This is a genomic window from Aeromonas sp. ASNIH1 (assembly GCF_002934285.1).
Lineage (GTDB): Bacteria > Pseudomonadota > Gammaproteobacteria > Enterobacterales > Aeromonadaceae > Aeromonas > Aeromonas caviae.
In genome coordinates, this window is sequence record NZ_CP026228.1 from 4325636 (window position 1) to 4346298 (window position 20663).

General features: G+C 63.8%; 15 protein-coding genes and 3 tRNA genes. 11 read left to right on the forward strand and 7 right to left on the reverse strand.

Annotated elements, in window-relative coordinates; all coding sequences use genetic code 11:
- Positions 1-13: 13 nt before the first annotated feature.
- Positions 14-1147, reverse strand: coding sequence for an HPP family protein (locus C2U37_RS20920; RefSeq protein ID WP_104452995.1), 1134 nt, complete (start codon positions 1145-1147; stop codon positions 14-16).
- A gap of 177 nt (positions 1148-1324) precedes the next feature.
- Between C2U37_RS20920 and C2U37_RS20925 the strand changes: the two genes are divergently transcribed.
- A complete protein-coding gene (locus tag C2U37_RS20925; RefSeq protein ID WP_104452996.1) occupies positions 1325-2437 on the forward strand; it encodes a glycosyltransferase family 9 protein in 1113 nt (370 codons plus the stop codon).
- A 93-nt stretch (positions 2438-2530) separates the two neighbouring features.
- Here the strand turns inward: C2U37_RS20925 and metE are convergent, their stop codons facing one another.
- Positions 2531-4795 carry a 5-methyltetrahydropteroyltriglutamate--homocysteine S-methyltransferase gene (metE, locus tag C2U37_RS20930; protein ID WP_185975439.1) on the reverse strand — a complete coding sequence of 755 codons (2265 nt, stop codon included), beginning with the start codon at positions 4793-4795 and terminating at the stop codon, positions 2531-2533.
- A gap of 161 nt (positions 4796-4956) precedes the next feature.
- Between metE and C2U37_RS20935 the strand changes: the two genes are divergently transcribed.
- The gene (locus C2U37_RS20935; RefSeq protein ID WP_104452998.1) at positions 4957-5892 is read left to right on the forward strand and encodes a LysR substrate-binding domain-containing protein; all 936 of its coding nucleotides are present in this window, start codon (positions 4957-4959) and stop codon (positions 5890-5892) included.
- A gap of 73 nt (positions 5893-5965) precedes the next feature.
- Here the strand turns inward: C2U37_RS20935 and C2U37_RS20940 are convergent, their stop codons facing one another.
- Positions 5966-6778: a siderophore ferric iron reductase gene (locus C2U37_RS20940; RefSeq protein WP_199770476.1), complete on the reverse strand. Its 813-nt coding sequence runs from the start codon at positions 6776-6778 to the stop codon at positions 5966-5968.
- 38 nt (positions 6779-6816) lie between these two features.
- Positions 6817-8961, reverse strand: a complete 2145-nt coding sequence (locus C2U37_RS20945; protein ID WP_104453000.1) for a TonB-dependent siderophore receptor — start codon at positions 8959-8961, stop codon at positions 6817-6819.
- Positions 8962-9386: 425 nt separating this feature from the next.
- Between C2U37_RS20945 and C2U37_RS20950 the strand changes: the two genes are divergently transcribed.
- Positions 9387-10910, forward strand: coding sequence for a GGDEF domain-containing protein (locus tag C2U37_RS20950; RefSeq protein WP_104453001.1), 1524 nt, complete (start codon positions 9387-9389; stop codon positions 10908-10910).
- A complete protein-coding gene (locus tag C2U37_RS20955; RefSeq protein WP_158656293.1) occupies positions 10900-12468 on the forward strand; it encodes an EAL domain-containing protein in 1569 nt (522 codons plus the stop codon). The genes C2U37_RS20950 and C2U37_RS20955 overlap by 11 nt, the downstream gene beginning before the upstream one ends.
- Here the strand turns inward: C2U37_RS20955 and C2U37_RS20960 are convergent.
- Positions 12465-13364 (reverse strand): AraC family transcriptional regulator, encoded by a 900-nt coding sequence (locus C2U37_RS20960; protein ID WP_104453294.1) that lies wholly within the window; start codon positions 13362-13364, stop codon positions 12465-12467. The two genes, C2U37_RS20955 and C2U37_RS20960, sit on opposite strands and share 4 nt — an antisense overlap.
- A gap of 116 nt (positions 13365-13480) precedes the next feature.
- Positions 13481-14380 carry a LysR family transcriptional regulator gene (locus C2U37_RS20965; RefSeq protein WP_042016607.1) on the reverse strand — a complete coding sequence of 300 codons (900 nt, stop codon included), beginning with the start codon at positions 14378-14380 and terminating at the stop codon, positions 13481-13483.
- A 100-nt stretch (positions 14381-14480) separates the two neighbouring features.
- Here C2U37_RS20965 and C2U37_RS20970 point away from each other — a divergent pair, with 100 nt between their 5' ends.
- The 3 genes from C2U37_RS20970 to C2U37_RS20980 all read left to right on the forward strand — a co-directional run bounded on the left by C2U37_RS20970 (position 14481) and on the right by C2U37_RS20980 (position 17745).
- Entirely contained in the window at positions 14481-15119 is a 639-nt protein-coding gene (locus C2U37_RS20970; protein ID WP_104453003.1) for an NAD(P)-dependent oxidoreductase, read from the forward strand.
- Positions 15120-15466: 347 nt separating this feature from the next.
- Complete coding sequence (locus C2U37_RS20975) at positions 15467-16489, forward strand: isopenicillin N synthase family dioxygenase (protein WP_103260261.1); 1023 nt, start codon at positions 15467-15469, stop codon at positions 16487-16489.
- A 92-nt stretch (positions 16490-16581) separates the two neighbouring features.
- The gene (locus tag C2U37_RS20980) at positions 16582-17745 is read left to right on the forward strand and encodes a trans-sulfuration enzyme family protein (protein ID WP_104453004.1); all 1164 of its coding nucleotides are present in this window, start codon (positions 16582-16584) and stop codon (positions 17743-17745) included.
- A gap of 84 nt (positions 17746-17829) precedes the next feature.
- On the opposite strand, the gene folD is transcribed toward C2U37_RS20980, so the two are convergent.
- Positions 17830-18687 carry a bifunctional methylenetetrahydrofolate dehydrogenase/methenyltetrahydrofolate cyclohydrolase FolD gene (gene folD / locus C2U37_RS20985; protein WP_010674955.1) on the reverse strand — a complete coding sequence of 286 codons (858 nt, stop codon included), beginning with the start codon at positions 18685-18687 and terminating at the stop codon, positions 17830-17832.
- Between the two features lie 203 nt (positions 18688-18890).
- Here folD and C2U37_RS20990 point away from each other — a divergent pair.
- The 4 genes from C2U37_RS20990 to C2U37_RS21005 all read left to right on the forward strand — a co-directional run bounded on the left by C2U37_RS20990 (position 18891) and on the right by C2U37_RS21005 (position 20662).
- Positions 18891-18967, forward strand: a tRNA-Pro gene (locus tag C2U37_RS20990).
- A 36-nt stretch (positions 18968-19003) separates the two neighbouring features.
- A tRNA-Arg gene (locus tag C2U37_RS20995) sits at positions 19004-19080 on the forward strand.
- A 124-nt stretch (positions 19081-19204) separates the two neighbouring features.
- Positions 19205-19280 (forward strand) — tRNA-His (locus tag C2U37_RS21000).
- Between the two features lie 164 nt (positions 19281-19444).
- Positions 19445-20662: a J domain-containing protein gene (locus C2U37_RS21005; RefSeq protein WP_104453005.1), complete on the forward strand. Its 1218-nt coding sequence runs from the start codon at positions 19445-19447 to the stop codon at positions 20660-20662.
- Position 20663 lies beyond the last annotated feature (1 nt).

The window sequence follows — 20663 nt, forward strand, 5'->3', positions numbered from 1 at the left end:
AGGGGCCCGTTTCTTATGGCTCATTCTTATGGCTCACAGGGGGCACCTCCTCCGCCAGCCCCGGCTGCAAAGCCAGGGTGAACAGGGCCGCCACCATGTCGGACTGGGTGATGATGCCCACCAGCTGCTCCCCCTCCACCACCGGCATGTGGTGCAGCCCCCCGTCGGAGAAGGCCTCCACCAGATCGTAGAGAGGCTGGTAGCGCCGCGCCGTCTGCACCTCCCGGGTCATCAGATCCGCGACCTGCTGCTGCTCAAGGGCCTCCTTCGCCCTCGGCTGGTGACCCGCCCGGTCGATCATCAGGTCGTGCAGGGTGATGATGCCGACCAGCCTCTCCCCCTCATCCACCACCGGCAGCGCCTTGATCTGGTGGTGGGAGAGCAGATGCCACGCTTCCATGGCGAGCGCCTGTGGCGTCGTCACGACGAGATCCCGCGACATCACATCCTGGCAACGCACCGTCCCCACTCGCTCGCGCAGGGCGTGAAGCTGGGCCTCCTGCAGCAGCTCCTGCAGATCCTGGCGGCTGATGTCCAGCAGCTCCCCGTGTTTTTCCAGGGCAAAGTCGATGTCCTGGGTGGCGAGCCGGGCGCTCGGCTGGGGATCCGCCGTCTGGTGGCGATTGGGCGCCGCCTTGCCGCCATGGGGATAACGACGCCCCAGGGCGCGGTTGTAGAGCAAGCCCAGACTCAGCAGCAACAGGGAGTTGAGCAGCACCGGCAGCAGCACGTAGCCGACCCCGAGCGCCCGGATCCCCTCGCCGCCGATGACGGCGGTCAGGGCCACGGCGCCGCCGGGCGGGTGCAGGCTGCGGGTGAGGAACATGGCGGCGATGGCCAGCATCACCGCCAGGGCCGAGGCGATAGCCATGTCCGGCACCAGGCTCGCACTCAATACCCCCATCAGGGCCGACACCCCGTTGCCCACAAGGATGGACCAGGGCTGGGCCAGGGGGCTGGCCGGGGCGGCAAACAGCAGCACGGCGGAGGCCCCCATGGGGGCGATGAGCCAGTGCACCTCGAGCCCCAACCCCCAGCGGCACAGCAAGGCGGTGCCGAGCAAGCCGATGAGGGCGCCAAGGGCGCCGTAACAACTCTCTTTGACGCTGGTATTGGTCGATACCGGCAAAAAATCCCTGAACTGCATGGTGCTCCCGCGGACGATAACATTTATTTCAAATGCGCAATTCTAGCCACTTTCCCCCGTCCCGCACCAGCCCCCCGCTCCGCCATGGCCATCATCCGCACGCGTTTTCCCTTCTTAACATTGTCTTAAGAGTCCGCTGGCACCCTTTACGCCATCCCAACACTGGAGCCCAACGGTATGACTCACCTCAACGATGCCCTGCGCCGCTTCGACGGCCAACGCCGGGTCTGGACGGCGGGACTGGAGCGAACCCTGCTCGGCTGGCTTGCCAGTCGCAGCGCATTGCCGCCCTCTTCGCAGGCACCCCGCCGGATCCTGGTCATTCGCAGCACCAACCGCATCGGCAACAACCTCTTCCTGCTGCCCTTCCTGCACCAGCTTCATCGCGCCCATCCCCACGCCGAGCTGGAGCTGGTGTGCAGCCCCACCGCCCTGCTCCCCTTCCTGGCCGATCTGCCCCTGCGGCACATTCATCAGATCCGGTTGCAGGGCAGACACCTGCCGGGCGCCCTCTCGGCACTCTCGCGTCTGCGCCGCCAACACTACGACAGGGTCTACGTCCCCTTCGCCTCCAGTACGGATCACTTCATCGCCGCCTGGGTACAGGCCCGTGAGAAATGCGGCTTCGACGATGGCCACGGGGATCTCATCTTCCCGCGTCCGCGGGCTGCGGACAGTGAGTGCCACTACGCCCACCAGCCCCTGCAACTGCTCGGCATACCGGGCAATCCGGCCGAACCCATTCCCCTTGGCAGCCTGTTGCAGGGGCCAAGCCCGGCCTTGAGTGCGCTGCGACGAGCCCATCCTGGCCGTCCCCTGATCGGCTTTTTCACCGGCGCCCGCAAGGGCAAGGGGCTCTCCCAGCCCCAGTGGCAGCGGTTGCTTGGGGATCTGCGCCGTCACAGCCCGGATGCCCTGCTGATCCAGCTCGCGGATCCCGCCGCCCCCGAGCACCTGCTCGGGGACGTGCACGTTTCCCTTGGCAACATGGGGGAGCTGGCCCGCTTCACGGGCGGCCTCTCCCTCTTCGTCAGCGCCGACACCGGTCCCCTGCACCTGGCTGCCGCCAGCGGTGTGTCCTGTCTTGGCCTCTTTACCCAGACCGACCCCGCCCGCTACGGGTGCCTGGGTGCCCAGCACCTCAATCTGGTGATCGAGGATCGCAATGCCATCCCCCTCGACCAACAGTGGCTGGCCGAGGCGCTCGCAAGCGCCCCTCACCCGGTGACGATGTCGGTTTCCCCCACCCGCTACCTGCCCGCCCCCCGGTCCGCCCTGATCCCTCTCTAGGGAGCGGCCATGCAAAAAAGAGGGAAGGCTGTCGCCTTCCCTCTCTCGTCTTGGTGACACTCACCGGGCGCTCGTCCGGGTGAATGGAAGCCCTCAGGCCAGCTCGGCGCGCAGCGCCCGGGTCGCATCGACCATCACCTTCAGGGCAGCGGTGGTCTCTTCCCAGCCGCGGGTCTTGAGGCCGCAGTCCGGGTTCACCCAGAGCCGGTCTGCCGGGATTTGTTGCGCAGCCTTGCGGATGAGGTCTTCAATCCAGCCCTGGCTCGGTACGTTCGGCGAGTGGATGTCGTAGACGCCCGGACCGATCTCGTTGGGGTAGTTGAAGCGCTCGAACGCTTCGAGCAACTGCATCTGGCTGCGGCTCGTCTCGATGGTGATCACATCCGCGTCCAGCGCCGCCACCGACTCGATGATGAGGTTGAAGTCGCTGTAACACATGTGGGTGTGGATCTGGGTGCTGTCCACCACCGGGCTTGCACTCAGGCGGAAGGCGCGCACCGCCCAGTCGAGATAGGCCTGGTGATCCTGCTTGCGCAGGGGCAGCCCTTCGCGGATCGCCGGCTCGTCGATCTGGATGATCTTGATGCCGGCGGCTTCCAAGTCAGCCACCTCGTCGCGAATGGCCAGGCCAATCTGCAGGGCGGACTGCTCGCGGCTCACGTCTTCCCGCGGGAAGGACCAGCAGAGAATGGTCACGGGGCCGGTCAGCATGCCCTTCACCGGCTTGTCGGTCAGGCTCTGGGCAAACTTCGTCCACTCAAGGGTCATGGGGGTGGGGCGGTCGATGTCACGGGTGATCACCGGCGGCTTGACGCAGCGGGAGCCATAGCTCTGTACCCAGCCAAAGCGGGTGATGGCAAAGCCGTCCAGCAGCTCCCCGAAATACTCCACCATGTCGTTGCGCTCCGCTTCACCGTGCACCAGCACGTCCAGCCCGATGGCCTCCTGGCGCTCGATGGCGTCCTTGATCTGGGCCTGGATGCCCGCCTCGTAGGCCTGGTCATCGATGCGCCCGGCACGCCAATCCTGGCGCAGCACCCGGATTTCAGAGGTCTGCGGGAAGGAGCCGATGGTGGTGGTGGGCAGGAGCGGCAGCTTCAGATCCGAGCGCTGCGCGTCGGCACGCACCGGGTAGGCGCTCTGGCGATCGAAGTCACTGTTGGTCAGGCTGGCGAGTCGTGACTGCACCGCCTTCTTGTGAACCCGGCTGTCGGACACCCTATCCACGATGGGCTGGCTGTAAGCCTCGATCTTGTCCAGGGCGCCACCGTCCAGGTAGTCGGACAGCAGCCCCAGCTCATAGCACTTTTGCAGGGCGAAGGCGAACCAGCTGCGGGTCTGGGGATCCAGCTCGTGCTCCAGGGTCAAATCCACCGGGCTGTGCAGCAAGGAACAGGAGGAGGCCACCCAGAGGCGCTCGCCAAGCTTTTCTTTCAAGGCCTTGAGGGTCGGCGCCAGCTTGGCCAGGTTGGCACGCCAGACGTTGCGGCCGTTGATGACACCCGCCGAGAGTACCCACTGGGCCGGCAGGTGCGGGACCAGGGTCTCGAGCTGCTCGGGGGCAGCCACCAGATCCAGGTGCAGGCCGTCCACCTTCAGACTGGTGATGATGTCCCGCTGATGGGCCACGGACCCGAAGTAGGTGGTGAGCAGCAGCTTGCAGGGGCCGCTCAGGCGCTCATATGCCTTGAGGTAGGCCAGGCGCCACTCGTCCGGCAGGTCCAGCGCCAGGGCCGGCTCGTCGATTTGTACCCACTCCACCCCCTGGGCCGCCAGTTTGGCCAGGATCTCCTGGTAGACGATCAGCAGGCGATCCAGCAGTTCGAGGCGGGAGAAGCCGCTCTCTTTCTCCTTGCCAAGCCACAGGTAGGAGACGGGGCCCAGCAACACCGCCTTGACCGGCAGCCCCAGTGCCTTGGCCTCTTCCACCTCGTCAAAGAGCTGGCTCCAGCCCAGCTTGAAGCGCTGGTCACGGTAAAATTCCGGCACCAGGTAGTGGTAGTTGGTGTTGAACCACTTGGTCATCTCGGCAGCGGTCGCCGCCGGACCGGTCGGCGCACGGCCACGGGCCACCCGGAACAAGGTGTCGAGGTCGGTGTCGCCGTGGCGGTGACGGGCAGGCACGGCGTCTACCAGCAGGCTGGTACCCAGCACCTGATCGTACCAGGCAAAATCCCCCACCGGCAGCAGGTTGACCCCGGCGGTACGCTGGGCCTGCCAGTGGCGCTCACGCAGGCTCTTGCCCACGGCGACCAGCTCGGCCTGGGTGGTGTCGCCACGCCAGTAGGATTCGAGGGCAAATTTCAGTTCGCGCTTGGCGCCGATACGGGGAAAGCCCAGGGTGTGTGCGAAGGTCATAGGTTCCATTCCTTATGCTCGTTTATCTGATGAGGATCTGGATTGTTTGGCCATCCAGATGTTTACACATCCAAAATGACAAGATAAGGTGGCCTTGGCTATTGAATCCTCTTCAACTGGCTCTCAAGAATTTCTCAACTGACGCACAAAGGAGCAGTGCCATGGTCGCGCCCACCCCATCCAGCCCCCCTCAGAGCAGCAATCTGGGCATCGATCTCAAACACCTGAAGACCATCAGCGCCCTGGCCGAGCAAGGGTCCCTGGCCGGGGCCGCGCTCAGCCTCAACCTCACCCAGTCCGCCCTCTCCCACCAGCTCAAGGAGCTGGAGACCCGCCTCAATCTGGAGCTGTTTCTTCGAAAAAGCCGCCCTCTGGTGCTGACGGCGGCAGGCCAGCATCTGCTGGCCCTGGCCCGTCAGGTGCTGCCCGCCCTGGCCCAGACCGAGCGCCAGCTGGTCGCCCTGCACAGCGGCGAGGCGGGCAGGCTGCATCTGGCCCTCGATTGCCACAGCTGCATCCAGTGGCTGCTCCCGCTGTTGCCGGACTTTCGCCGCCAGTGGCCCGGCGTGGATCTGGAGGTGGAGTCGGTGCCGGGTTTCGATGCCATCAGTGCCCTGCTTGGCGGCCAGCTCGACCTGCTGCTCACCTCGGATGTGCAGGCCCGCGGAGATCTTCACTTCGAGCCGCTGTTCGCCTTCGATCTCACCCTGGTGATGGCGCCGGATCACCCCCTCTGCCAGCAGCGGCGCATCGCACCGGACGATCTGCGACCGGAGGTGCTGCTGGTCTACCCGGTGGAGCGGGCGCGCATGGACGTGTTCAGCCGTTTCCTGCAACCGGCCGGGGTGGAGCCCGCCCGTTGCAAACCGGTGGACAACACCTCGGTCATGCTGCAGATGGCCGCCGCCGGGCTCGGACTCGCCGCCCTGCCCCGCTGGGCCAGCGAGGAGTTCGTGCGCCAGGGCCTGCTTGAGGCGCGCCCTCTCGGGGAGGGAATTCGCCGCCACATGTATGGCGCCGTGCGCGCCGCCGACAAAGATCAGGCCTGCCTGCAGAGCCTGTTCGAGCGCATCCGCACCCGGATGGCGGCCCAGTAAGCCGGACACAAAAAAGCCGCCAGGATCAGGCGGCTTTCATCACGGGTTGCCCGCGAAGACGAAGAGTCGGGCATCAGCACTCGTCACCCCTCGCCCCACCCAGCCTTCGCGGGCAGTTGCCACAAAGCTCCCCATCCCGGCGCTTGTAGTGCAGGCAGCAGCGCTGGCGCACATAGCCCGGGAAGGCCTCGTCCCGGGGCAGCCCCGCCTCGCGCCAACCCGCCAGATGTGCCGACGGCAGGCCACAGGATTCAAGCCAGAGGGGGGCATGGGCCCTCACCTCCTCCAGACTCACTTCCCCGAAGAAATCGGGCACCCGCACCAGGGCCGCCAGCAGATCGTCAGCCAGGAGCGGGCGCACGAAACCGGGGCGTAGCCGCTGCGCCGTCCCAAGGAGGGTGAACAGCCCCTGCCAGTGCGCCTGGAGTCGCTCTCCTGCCGTCTTGATCAACACGCCGGCCTCCCCTCTGATCATGGGCTCGGCCGGCAGGGTAAAGCCCGACACCACGCCGGCCTCATGCCCCTGTCCCAGCCTGTCGAGGGCAGGCACGGCCCGATGGCGGTAGACGGCCACCATGGCGAGATAGATGGATTGCCAGCAGAGCATGCCCCAGCTGCGGGTGAGCCAGTAGGCGGGTCCCGCCTCCGGGTGTGCCTGCTGCCAGTGCGCATGGAGGGCTGCGGCCACCTCGGCCGACGTCGCCCCGGTGGCATCCGTCAGTGGCGTGCACACGTCACCGGCCGCCACCAGGTTCCCCTTGAGGGACGGGATCAGGCTGGCCGCCGCCGCGAACAGGGCCTGGTGATCCGAGACGAGGGCGCGTTCCGCGTCCGCTTTCTCCCGGCCAAGGCCGCGCGGCACACCGCGCGCCCTCTCCTCGCCCATTCGTTGAAAGGGCCCCGGGCGCGTGCCGGGGCGCAAGGTCAGAATGCGTATTTGAGTCGCGCCTCCACGCTTCGTTCGGCCCCGAACCAGCAGTTGTTCTGGTCGTAGCAGGAGTAGTAGGTCTTGTTGAACAGGTTGCTGGCGCCAAGCGATACCCCTACCCCTTTCAGGCTTGCGCTGAGGGCGGCGAGATCGTAGGAGGCGGACATATCCATCAGGAGGTAGTCCGGTACCTTGTCGGTGTTGGCGGCATCCATCTCGGCCTCCCCCACGTAGCGCAGGCCGGCGCCCACTCGCATCCCCTCGAGGTTGCCGCCGGGGTAGTAGTTGCTCCACAGCGACGCCATCTGTCTGGGGACCCAGACCGGCGTCTTGCCCTGCAACGTGGTGGTATCGCGCGTGATCTCCATGTCCATCAGGGTGTAGTTGAGGGCCAGATCCAGCTGGCTGGTGAGATCGGCTCTCCCCTCAAGCTCGATGCCCCTGGAGACCGTCTCCCCGGTCTGCAGCTTGGGCCCGTAGACATTGTCCGGATCCGTCACCAGGGCATTCTTCTTGGTGATGTGGAACGCCGACAGCGTCGCCGTCTTGCTCATGTCGTCGGAGAGGAACTTGACGCCCCCTTCCCACTGATGACCGGTCGCCGGTTTGAACGCCTGACCCTGCTTGTCCGCCCCCGGCACCGGCTCGAAACTCTCGGCATAGCTCGCATAGGGGGAGAAGCCGCCATCCAGCTCATAGAGCGCGCCGACGCGGAAGGAGAGGTTGTCCTGATCGATGTGGGCCAGGGACTGGCTGTCCGCCCCCTGATAGAGGGTCCGGCTGTCGGTGTCCATCCGGTAGCGGTCGTAGCGGGCGCCGCCGATGGCCACCAGCCGATCGAGGCGCACCTGATCCTGCAGATAGACGCCGGTCTGGGACTGACGGATCACCTTTTTATCCTGGTAGTTGAAAGTGAGTGCCTCTGGGACTATCTGGCTATGGTTCGGGTTGAAAATGTCGATGCTGGGCGCCGAGTAGTCGAGGGTATCCCGGTAGAGGACATGGGCATCCAGGTACTGGTAGTCGACCCCGAGCAGCAGGTTGTGCTGGGCAGAGCCCGTCTGTACCTTGCCCGCCAGCTGGTTGTCGATGACAACGCCGCGAGAGTCTTCATCGGTGAGATAGGCGTTGCGGGCCAGGGTGCGGTTGTCCGCCGCCAGGGCCGCGTTGTAGGTGTTGCGCTGATAGGCAGACGCATCCATGTAGCGGGCATTTTGCAACACCTGCCAGCGCTCGTTGAAGTCGTGGCTCAGCTTGTAGCCCAGCAGGGTCACATCCCGGTTGTACTCGTTCCAGTTCTCGTCGCCAAGGAAGGTGTCGCTGCCAAGCTGCCCCAGGGGATTGGATTTGGCCGAGCCGCTGGCGGGCACAGTGGTGTAGATGCCGGCCTCGGGATCCTTCTGGTAGTAAAGGTTGAGGTTCAGCAGGGTGCGCTCGCCGAGCTGCCAGTCCAGGGACGGCGCAAAGACGTAGCGCTCCTCCTTCGAGGTCACCGCCTGGCCATCCTTCTCCCGGGCCAGTCCCACCAGCCGATAGGCGAGCTGCTCGTTGATGGCACCGGTGCTGTCGAGGGTCATCTCCTTGAGAGTGCCCGTGCCGGTCGCCACGCTCACGTTGTGCTTGCTCTCCCGCTGGGGGCGCTTGGCGATGAGGTTGACCATGCCGCCGGGGGGCATGCTGCCATAGAGCACCGATGTCGGCCCCTTGAACACCTCCAGCTGCTCGATGGCCACCGGATCGATCTGGGGTTGCAGGTTCCAGTCGTTGTACTGGAGCAGCAGGCCGTCATAGAAGTTCTGGTAGTTGTCAAAGCCACGGATGTTGAACAGATCCAGCCGATTGACCGCCCCGCCCCGCAGCTCGGTGTTGACGCCGGGCACGTAGCGCAGCGCCTCGCTCACCGAACTGACGCCGCGCAGCGACAGGGTCTCCCCATCCACCACCGAGATGGCCTGGGGCGTCTCGATGGGGTCGAGCCGGGTCTTGGTCGCGGTGTTGCGATAGGTCTGGCCGAGCACGGTCAGGGTCTCGTCGGCGGTGGCCGTATCCTGGCTGTCGGGCGCGGTGGCCTGTACAGAGCCTGCAAGCAGGGTGGAGATGGTCACGGCGACCAGGGTCAAAGGGGGGTGAACAAGCTGCATCTGATCCTCGATTACTTACTGCATGTGAATAGTAACAAATATCATTTGCATTTTATTGTTCTATTTTGCCCCGATATTAACAATTTGGGGCATGTTGGCGGGGAAGCGGGGAAAGCGAGGGTGGCAGGCACGCCATCTGCTATCGGAGGCAACATGGCAACGCCGTCGAGGCTCTCAGGGAGGCCCATCATGGCCGCCTGATGAAGGACACCGCCTTCACTTGCATCGTCAATCGGCAAGTAACCATCACATATTCAGAACATGGCGGCATTTTTACCCCCATATTCACACTCATCTGACAAGTATGGTCGTGTGCGCCCTGCCCTTGTTGATCCTGGTCAATCGCTATTGATAAATGAGACGATAGCATGCCCACCCTTTTATCAGCCCTGATTGAGACAATCTGAAGCCATCAGCACACGCCTATGCATGAGACCGCCTACCAAAACCTGCACTGCGATACCCAGCTCAACGTCACCTTCGGAGTCATCGTCCTGACCCTGCTCATCGCCCTGATGGCCGTCAGTGTCAGCATCCGGACCTCTGCCGAGCGCAAGTACCACAAGGTGGCGGCCATGTTCGTGCACAACATGGCGACCCAGTCCATCGAGCCACAGTTCAAATCACTGGAGCATGTCCTCAACGAAACGGGCAGTGTCATCGATGAATCAGGCCTGGATGCCTTCCTCAATGAGGGCAACACGCCCCTTGGCCTCTCCCTGATGCAAACGTTGGCACTCACCCCCTATGTGAAGAGCATCCTGCTCGCCGATCCGCAGGGGCGCTTCAATTCCATTCCCCATCTGCCGGTCGAGGAGCACGTTGATGCCAGGAAGCGCCCCTGGTTTCTCTCCGCCGCCGTGCGAACCCTCTTCGTGCACTACACCGATCACTACACCAGCCAATTCGACGACAAGAGCCGCAGCGTCTCCGTCTCCCGCCCCCTGCTCGACAAGGAGGGGTTCTTCCTCGGCACCCTGGCCATGAACGTGGATCTCGAGCAGATGAGCTATCCCCTGCGTCAGCTCATGAGCCCTCTCAAGGGGGAGTTCTACCTGGTCGATCGGGCGGGCGACATCCTGCTGCATTCGGATGTGGGGAACCTGTTTCGCCATCGCGTGGACCGCCGGCTCATCGAGCAGATGACCAACGGCGCCGACCACCTCTTCGATGCAAAGCGCCAGACCCACCTCTACTACTACTCCTTCTCCAACCCGGACTGGTTCGTCATCTATGCCGTCAGCGATGCCAGGTTCAAGGAGGTAAGCAGCAGCGAGTCCCACCAGCTCCAGATCACCCTGGTGGGCTGCATGCTGATCTGCCTGCTCTGCTGGTGGTCCTTGCGTCATGTGCTCAGCAAGATGATTTTCGAGATCATCGCCCTGATGCGCGCCGGACGCATCCACCAAGGCAAACCGGGGGATCAGTTGCGCCAGGAGATCCAGAGCGGCCATCGCCAGATGCTGGAAGCCGTGGAGGCGTCCAACACCGATGCCCTCACGGGTCTGTGCAATCGCCGCTGCTTTGACAAGGCACTCGACGACCAGCTGATCGCCGGCCGCCCTTTCTGCCTGGGGTTGATCGATCTGGACAACTTCAAATCCATCAATGACACCCACGGCCACCCGGTCGGTGACGACGTCCTGCGGGCGGTTGCCCGGGAAGGGCGGCAGATTGCAGGCCAGGAGGCCACCCTCTACCGCTACGGCGGCGAGGAGCTGGCCATCATCATTCCCGGGGATGACAGCACCAGAGCACTGACGATGCTCGAGCAGTGGCGCACCCAGGTGGCACAGCGACCATGGCGCGAACCGGACCTGGTGGTGACCTTCTCTGCCGGGCTGGGACTGTGGCGACAGGAGTCCACCGAGCAACTGCTGACGCGGGTCGATCAGGCGCTCTATCAGGCCAAGGATGCCGGCAAGAATCGGGTGCACCATGCCGACTGATCCCCTGGCACAGCGTCTGCGTCTGGCCATCGTGCTCGGGCTCCTCTTGCTGGTCGGCCTCACCGCCCTCAACCTCCTGCAGGCGGCCAGCGGCCTTCGCAAGGACAACGCGCGCAGCCTGAACCATGCCCGGGCCATGATAGAGAGCGCCATCAACGACAGTCAGTCCCTGGTCGAGGCCGCCCGCCCCCTCGCCATGGGCCGCTGTCAGGATGAGCAACTGGCCCTGCGCGACCTCATCACCGCCTCCCCCTATGCACGGGCACTCTATGTGCTGGAGGGACAGCAACTGCGCTGTACCACCCTGCACAGGCCCATCCTCACCCGGGATATTCCCCGTGGCCCGGCGGGCAACCAGACGCTGATCCTCGCCAGACACAGCCCCATCACCGGGCAGACCGCCATCCTCTACCGTCAGCCATCCGGCGATCGTACCCTGCTGGTGGAGCTGGACGGCTTCCACATCTTCGGCGCCTTGCAGGCCGTGATGGGGGAGGACAACCTCTTCTTCCTCCTCGGGGACCAGGCCCTCGATGGCCACGGCAGGACCCTGCCCGCAGCCCGCCTGCTGGAAGGGGGACAGCGTCTGCAACAGAGCGAGCCCACCGCTCATCCCTATCGCCTGGTGGCGCTCAACGGTTACAAGGAAGTGCTGGCGTTTGCCTGGGCGTACAACCAGGAGAACCTGCTTGCCGCCCCTGTGCTGGCGCTGTTGCTGGGGCTGCTCACCTTCTATCTGAGGGGGCGCAGCGGCTCCCCCCGCAGCGAGCTTGCCAGAGCCATGGCGGCCCGGGAGTTCATCCCCCATCTGCAACCCGTGATGGACAGGCAGGGGCGCCTGCGCGGTTGTGAAGTGCTGATGCGCTGGCGTCATCCCACACAAGGGATGATTGCCCCCAACCACTTCATCCCCCTCGCGGAGGAGTGCGGCTACATAGTGCCGATGACCCGCCAGTTGATGGCCCAGACCCGGGATTATCTGGTCGGGGTGGCCGACAGGCTGCCCCCCGGCTTTCACGTCGCCGTCAATGTCTGCGCCCAGCACTTCAAAAACCAGGACATCGTCGCCGAGTGCCGCGACTTTCTTCGCGCTTTCCTGGGCCAGGATCTGCGCCTGGTGCTCGAGGTGACGGAGCGGGAGATGGTGGATGCGGACGAGCAGACCCGCGCCATCTTCGATGCCCTGGACGAGCTGGGCGTGCTCATCGCCATCGATGACTTTGGCACCGGCCACTCCAGCCTTTGCTATCTGCAGATGTTCCATGTGGACATCATCAAAATCGATCGCAGCTTTATCAAGGGAATGAAAGAGGAAGGCCCCTCCCGCCATATCGTCGAAAACATCCTGGATCTCGCCCATCGCATGGGGCTGGCTCTGGTCGCCGAGGGGGTGGAGACCCAGGAGCAGGTCGAAATGGCACGCCACTATGGCATCGACTACCTGCAGGGCTTCTACTTCGCCAAGCCGCTGCCACCGGCCCAGTTCACTGATCTCCTGGCCAGCGCCACACGCCCGGAGCCATCCCGGCGCCATGCCGGGATGAGCCTCCTTCCCTAACGGGGGGCGACGGGCAGCCAGTACTCCATGGTGGCGTCGGGCTGCTGGCCGTCAAAGCCGGGGGCATAGCGCTCCAGTTCGAAACCGTCCAGCCCCCGGTATACCGACTCCGGCAGCCAGTGCAGGATGAACCAGTGCAGGCTCTCCCCCAGCTGGGCAATGGGTCCTTTGTGGGTGAGCACGGCATACTCCTGAGCCGGCACGTTGAGACTCGACAGGCCGGGGGGCGTAGGCGCCGTCGTGGCCACTCCGGCCCAGTAAGGCAGCCGCTCCCCTGCCCCCGACACATCCACCACCCCCAGCCATTCCCTCGACAGGTCCAGCGCCCCCGTCGCGCGCAGCGCTCGCCAGATGGCGGGCACCGTCTGCTGAAAATCCGGTGAGGCATCGAACAACCCCCGGATCGTGCCCCTGACCCCCAACAAGGTGAACGCCGGCAGGCTCTCTATGCGCACCTGCACCAGGTTGGGAGAGGCAGAGCGGGGGACCGCCGCCCGCACCAGAGGCGTGCGCAGCCCCAGCCGCAGGCCCCGCTTGCGATACGCCAGCGGCGAGCAGCCAAATTGCTGCTTGAAGGCGCGGCTGAAACTCACTTCCGAGCCAAACCCGTGATCCAGCGCCACATCCAGCACCCGCAGCCGGGTGGAGAGCAGCGCCTCCGCCGCCATGCTCAGCTTCAGCTCGCGCACATAGTGAGCCACCGTCTGACCCGTCTCATGCAGGAATACCCGTTGCAACTGCCAGCGGGACCAGCAGCTCTGCCGGGCCAGCGCCTCCAGGGAGAGCGGCTGATCCAGATTGGCATGGATGTAGTCGAGCACTCGCTCGATGCGGGTGAGGTGGGCGCGCGCCTCGGGTGCCGGCTCACGGAGTGGGTGGGGAGAAGTCGGTGTCATGATGCGCTTGAGACCACGCCAGCAGAGGGCGCTCTGGCCCGGGAGGGCCACATTAAACAGGGGTGTCGCGCCGACCGCAAGGCCGGCGCACCGCCTGGCTATTCATCCCGCCCCGCTCAGGGTAGACGGCTCTGGCCATGCTCGGCAAAGTGGCTGCGAAGGGCGCTGATCACCCGCCGCACCTTCTCCGGGATCTCCCGCTGGGGGGTGATGGCATGGATCTCCATGGGAGGGGCCAAAAAGCCCGGCAGCAGCACGAGCAACCGACCGGTGGCGAGATCTTCTTCTATTTCACCTTCCGGTTGCAGCGAAATCCCCTGCCCTGCCAGGGTGAACTGGCGCAGGGGCAAGACGTTGTTGCACAGCACCCTGGGCTTGGGCTTGATCTTGTGGGCCTCCCCCTTCTCGTCCAGCAGCAGTATCCCGCCCCCCAGCATGTCCGAGGCCAGCCAGTCGTGGGCCAGCAGATCTGCCGGGCTGCGCGGCGTGCCCTTGCGTGCCAGATAGGCGGGCGAGGCACACAGCAGCATCCGGGTCTGACCCAGCCTGCGCGCCACCAGGGTGGAATCTTCAAGCGTGCCGACCCGCAGCGCCACGTCGATGCGATCCTTGATGAGATCCCGCTTCTCGTCGTCGGCAATGATCTGGATGCCCAGGCCCGGGTGCGCCTGCAGCAGCGGCGAGAGCGCCCGCGCCAGGGGCTGGCCGGCCATCCCCACCGGCGCGGTGATCCGCACTTCTCCGAGCAGGCTGTCGCGCACCTCCGAGAGGCGCAGCTCGGTGTCGTTCAGGGTCTGCTGCAACGACTGGCAACCCTGCCACACCACCTCCCCCGCTTCGGTCAGGCTGAGGCGGCGGGTGGAGCGGTGCAGCAGGGGCAGGCCGAGCTGGCTCTCCAGTTGACTGATATGCTGGCTGACGGCGGACGGGGTCATGCCGAGGGCCTTGGCGGCGCCGGTCATGCTGCCCGCCTCCACCACGGCGGCGAAGATGGCGTAGCGTCTGAGCTGATCCATTATGAATCCCTGCTTACAAGTGAATGCAATTTTAAGTGGATTATTAAATCACACTCGGGGGCGTAGGATAGCCCCATTCCCACAGTGAAGGAGAATTCCCATGAAGATTGCCCTCATCGGTGCCAGCGGTTTTGTCGGTTCAGCCATCCTCCAGGAGGCCGTCAGCCGGGGTCATCAGGTCACCGCCATCGTGCGTGACGTGAGCAAGGTCGCCGCCCATCCCCTGGTCACCGCCGTGGCGGTGGACGCCCAGGACAGCCAGGCACTGGCCAGGGTGCTCAAGGGGCACGATCGGGTGATCAGTGCCTACAACCCGGGCTGGAGTGCCCCGGACATCTACGATCAGTACCTCAAGGGTGCCAGCGCCATCGTGGCCGCCGCCGTCGCGGCCAACAGCTGGCTGCTGGTAGTCGGCGGTGCCGGCAGTCTGGAAATCGCCCCGGGCGTGCAGCTGGTGGACACCCCGGAGTTCCCGGCAGAGTGGAAGCAAGGGGCCCTCGCGGCCCGGGATGGTCTCACCGCCCTTCGCCGGGAAACCACCCTCGACTGGCGTTTCGTCTCCCCACCGGTGTTCCTCGAACCCGGCGAGAAGCGCGGCGGTTACCGCCTTGGCACGGATCAGGTGCTGTTCAGCGGCGAGCAGCCCGCCGGGATCACGGTCGGCGATCTGGCGGACGGGGTGCTGAACGAGGTGCAAGCACCGGCTCACCTGCGCCAGCGTTTCACTCTGGGTTATTGAGGAAAGGCGCGCCAGCAACCCTTCCCATGACAGTCACACGGAGGGAGGCTGATGCCTCCCTCCGCCTTTTCTCTCCCGCGTCTATCCCGTCACGCCAATGTCGCTCTCACCCGGTACGGCCGATCGCCGCCTGAGCCGCCCGTTGCTCGTTCCATTCGCCCAAGTCCGAATTCCATTTCGAATTTTGTATATAACTAAGAATATTTTGTTGATTCCACCTTATAACCTCGAACAGTAGCATCACCCTCAACCCAAACGGCGCCACTCAAGAAGAGTGCGCCCCGGTTTCGCAACACCCCGCACGCCGGGGCACGCAGACCCCGTTCACGGAAAGTGAGGAGATGCCCATGACCACCCCATCATTGCCGATCATCGATCTCGCCGCCCTCAAAGGCACCCCGGCTGCACGCAGCCAGATGCTGGCGCAGCTTGGCCAGGCCGCCCGCGAAGTGGGCTTTTTCTATCTGGTGGGCCATGATCTGAGCGAATCGGCGCGCCAGGAGACCCTGGCGCTCGCCGCCCGCTTCTTCGCCCTGCCACTTGAAGAAAAACTGGCGGTGCAGATGGTTCACTCCCCGCACTTTCGCGGCTACAACCAGGTGGGGGCAGAGCTCACCCGGGCACGGCCGGATCTGCGGGAGCAGTTCGATATCATGAATGAGGCCCAGGCCCTGCCTGTGGCGCATATTCGTGAACCCTGGCAGCGCCTCATCGGCCCCAATCAGTGGCCCGCCGCCCTGCCCGAGATGAAAACACGGCTGCTGGCATGGCAGGATCGACTGAGCGACATCACCCTCACCCTGCTGGACGCCTTCGCAGAGGTGCTGGGGCAGCCCGCCGGAGTATTTGACGAGAGCATTCGCGGTGCCCCCTACCAGCACATGAAGCTCATTCACTACCCCGGACAACCGGAAGGCAGCAGTGGTCAGGGGGTAGGTGCCCACAAGGATCCCGGCTACCTGACGCTGGTGATGCAGGACGATCATTCCGGGCTCGAGGTGGAGACGGCGGATGGCTGGATCCCCGCGCCCCCCTTGCCGGGCGCCCTGGTGGTCAACATCGGCGAGCTGCTGGAGCTCGCGTCCGACGGCTACCTCAAGGCCACCCTGCACCGGGTGGTGAGCCCACCTCCCGGGGTATCGCGCCTCTCCTGCGCCTTCTTCATGGCGGCAAGGCTGGATGCGACTGTGCCACTGCTTAGCCTCTCCCCCGAGCTGGCGGCGCTGGCCGAAGGGCCCCAGAGCGATCCCGCCAACCCGCTCTTTTATCAGGTGGGGGAGAACGTGCTCAAGGGGAGGCTGCGCTCCCACCCGGATGTGGCGGCCCGCCACTATGCAGGCGAGCCGCAGCGCGAGCCAGCGCTAGTCTGACAACCCGCCACTCGACATTAAAAAAGGGGCGCGACGGCGCCCCGGATAACACAAGCAGTCGGGCAACGACCTGACAATGACGGAGTACAAAAATGAAATTCAAGACCATGAGCGTGCACAGCGGCCAGCGGATCGACCCCCATACCGGAGCCCTCACCACCCCGCTCTACCAGAGCAGCACCTTCAGCTACTTCAACGCCCAGGCGGGCAAGGAGCGCTTCGCAGGTCAAGCCCCCGGCTTCATCTACAGCCGCTTTGGCAACCCCACCACCGCCGAACTGGAGCAGAAGCTGGCAGCCCTCGAAGGTGCAGATGAGTCACTGGTGGTGGCCAGCGGCATGGCGGCGGTGAGTGCCATCATGTATGCCCTGGCAGACAGCGGTGATGAAGTGGCCTATATCGGCCCCCTCTACGGCGGCACCGATGCCTTCCTCAAGCAGACCTTCAGCCGCGCCGGCATCAAGATCACCGCCTACGAGAGCGATCAGGCGCTGCTGGCCAACATCCGCCCCGCCACCAAGGTGGTACTCTTTGAAACCCTGACCAATCCCACCCTCAAGGTGGTGGATCCGCGGGTGGTGGTGGAGGCGGCCCGCAAGGTGGGTGCCATCACGGTGTGTGACAACACCTTCCTCACCCCCTATCTGCTGCGCCCGCTCGAGCTTGGCATCGACATTGTCATGCACAGCGGTACCAAGTACCTGGGCGGCCACGGCGACATCATCGCCGGGGTGGTGGCGGGCTCTCACGCGCTGATGAAGTCGATTCGCACCGTGGCCCTCAAGCACATCGGCTCCCCCATCGGCCCGCAGGAGGCCTACCTGCTGCAGCGCGGGGTCAAGACCCTTCCCCTGCGCATGGATGCCCACCTGCACAACGCCCAGAAGGTGGCCGAGTTCCTGGATGCCCACCCGGCGGTGAAGAAGGTGATCTACCCGGGCCTTGCCAGCCATCCGGGCCACGATGCCCTCGGCGCCTTCGCCAGCGGCTTTGGCGGCATGGTGAGCATCGAGCTGGAAGGCGGGTTTGAGCGCTGCGCTACCCTGCTCGACAACCTGCAACTCTTCGTGCAGGCGGTGAGTCTGGGCGATCTCGAGAGCCTGGCCTGCCATCCGGCCAGCACCACCCACGCCGCCATGGACGAGGCGAGCCGCCTCGCCGCCGGAGTCAATGACGATCTCATTCGATTCAGCATCGGGGTGGAAGACACCGACGATCTGATTGCCGATCTGGCCGCCGCCCTGGCCCTTCTCTGATATCCAGTGGCGATCCGGGGGAGTGACGCAATAAAAAAAGGGAAGGCAATGCCTTCCCTTTCTCTTTTCTGCCCGGCGCCCTCATCAGGCGTCGTGGTAATCCTGGCAGGCGCTCAGGGTGTTCTCCATCAGGCTGGCGACCGTCATGGGGCCCACGCCCCCCGGTACCGGCGTGATGAAGGCGGCGTGATTGCGCGCGGTCTCATACTCCACATCTCCCACCAGGGAGCCGTCCGCAAGGCGGTTGATGCCCACGTCGATCACCAGGGCACCGGGTTTGACCCACTCCCCCGGAATGAAGTTGGGCTTGCCCACCGCCACGACCAGCAAGTCGGCCCGGCGCACCTGGGTCTCCAGATCCTGGGTGAAGCGGTGACAGGTGGTGGTGGTGCAACCAGCCAGCAGCAGCTCCAGCGTCATGGGGCGCCCCACGATGTTGGAAGCCCCGACCACCACCGCATGCAGACCATGGGTCTTGACGCCTGTGGTCTCGATCAGGGTCATGATCCCCTTGGGGGTGCAGGGTCGCAGCGCCGGGATGCGCTGGGCCAGACGACCCACGTTGTAGGGATGGAAGCCATCAACGTCCTTGTCGGGACGAATGCGCTCCAGCACCTGGGTGGTATCGCAGTGGGCCGGCAAGGGCAACTGCACCAGGATGCCGTCCACTTCCGGATCCTCGTTGAGCTGGTCGATCAGGGACAGCAGCTCCGCTTGTGTCGCCGTGGCGCTGAGGTCATAGGAGCGGGAGACAAATCCCACCTCTTCACAAGCGCGACGTTTGCTGCCCACATAGACTTGGGAGGCCGGATCCAGCCCCACCAGGATCACCGCCAGACCCGGTGCCCGTTTCCCCTGCGCCAACCGCTGTTGGACTTGCGCGGCGACCTGATTGCGAATCGTTTGCGCAACCTGTTTTCCATCAATGATTTTGGCAGACATCGTTCTTCACTCACCATGTGTTCAACTGCGGCGCATTGTCGCATTTTTTTGGCGCGGGTGTTAGCGGCTCTCGCAGGGAGGGCAATAAGTAGGCACTTGAATTTACTGGCGGAAAAAGTCATTGACGCTGACTTTGGCGCTTGGGTATGATGCCCGCCCGTTGCCCAGTGGTGCCACCGAAGGTATGCTGGATGGCGAATTTTCGGTGATTAGCGCAGCCCGGTAGCGCATCTGGTTTGGGACCAGAGGGTCAAAGGTTCGAATCCTTTATCACCGACCAGGTTCATCGGGAAATCCCCGGATTTCTTGATACAACGCGCCCTTAGCTCAGTCGGATAGAGCAACGGCCTTCTAAGCCGTGGGTCGCAGGTTCGAATCCTGCAGGGCGCGCCATTTAAAATGTGTTTTAAATCATTGAGTTATTGACGAAGAGTGTGACTTATCGTCCATTCGGCAGATTATCTCAAGATGACCTTGGCCACGCCTTGGCAGACACAAAATGGCGATGATTTCAGTGGTGGCTGTAGCTCAGTTGGTAGAGTCCCGGATTGTGATTCCGGTTGTCGTGGGTTCGAGCCCCATCAGCCACCCCATTGTTTCTCTGTTGTTGCTATCTGTTGCGAAAGAAATGAAAGGCTTGAATATGGCCGGCAACTCATCAGCAAGGCAGACTTCGCGCAATTTATGCGCGGCGATAAACCGGCCCCGCGCCGGTTTTTTGTTTTAGCGAATCAATTAACGCCCATGGAGGCGGCCTATGTCTCTTCGTCATCCGGGTCGCAAGCAGCCCGCTCGCCAGCCCTCCCCCGCGACGGGCAACCCCGCCCTCGATCTCTTCCACCGCAACTGGCAAGCGCTCGAAAAGCTACAGGCAAAGATCGACAAGCAAGCCCTCAACGGCCGCGATATCTATCAGCGTTTCACCAGCGAAATAGAACCCCTTGAGCGTCAACAGTGCGAGCTTATCTTTGCCCTCGCCAAGCGCCTGGTCGATTTTACGGCTCGCAAGAGCTTTACCCTGTGGCAGCGGGAGACCTTGCACCACTGGATCCACGATCTCATCAGCTATATCGAGTCCAATCCGTTTCGTGGCGAGATGGATTTGGCTCCCCTCTTTCACCAAATCCAAACCAATACCGCCCTGCACATGGATGACGAACAGCTCGACTATCAGTGTGACGTTCTTACCCAGATGCTGATGGAGACTTGTGGCCACTGCCCCGATGACATCGATACCTTGCGCGAGATGCTCAAAAACCCCGATCGGTTGAACGAGTACATGATGAATGCGGCGCGCCAGCATATGGCCGAAGAGTGCAACACCGTCGATAAAGAAGAGGATGCCCGCTTCGACGATGATGAGTTGTTTGCCGATGAGCCTCTCTTCGGCACTGAGCAGCAAGATGCTTTTGCCCACGCGCGCACCCGTCGTGAGCAAGAGGAAGAGGCGCGCATCGAACAGTTGTTCAGCAAATCCAGCCTCAAGCAGCTCTATCGCAAGCTCGCCCTGGCGCTGCACCCGGATCGGGAACCCGACCCCGTCATGCAGGCGGAAAAGACCCGCATCATGGGCCAACTCAGCCAGGCCTGGGAAAACAAAGAGATGTTCACCCTGTTGCAGCTGGCCCACACCCACCTGCCCGAGTTCGATAACCTGCTCAGTGACGAGAACCTCGCTTACCTCAACCCGATGCTGAAACGCCAGCTACGCGAGCTCGAAGTCAGCTACTACGGCGGGCAAGACGGGCTAATGGGCGCGGTGCTGCACAAATTCAAGCAATCATCCAAGAAAAAGACCGAGCAGGCCTTTGCCGAACATCGGGACTATTTGCTGCGTGATATCGACCACCTGACTGCCCAGCTGGCCGAGATCACCACCCTGCAGACCCTCAAACCCTATCTGGCGGCCCGCTGGGATCAGCAGCAAATGAGGTGGGATGAGGAAGAGGACGATATGGAATGGCTGTTTAGGTAAC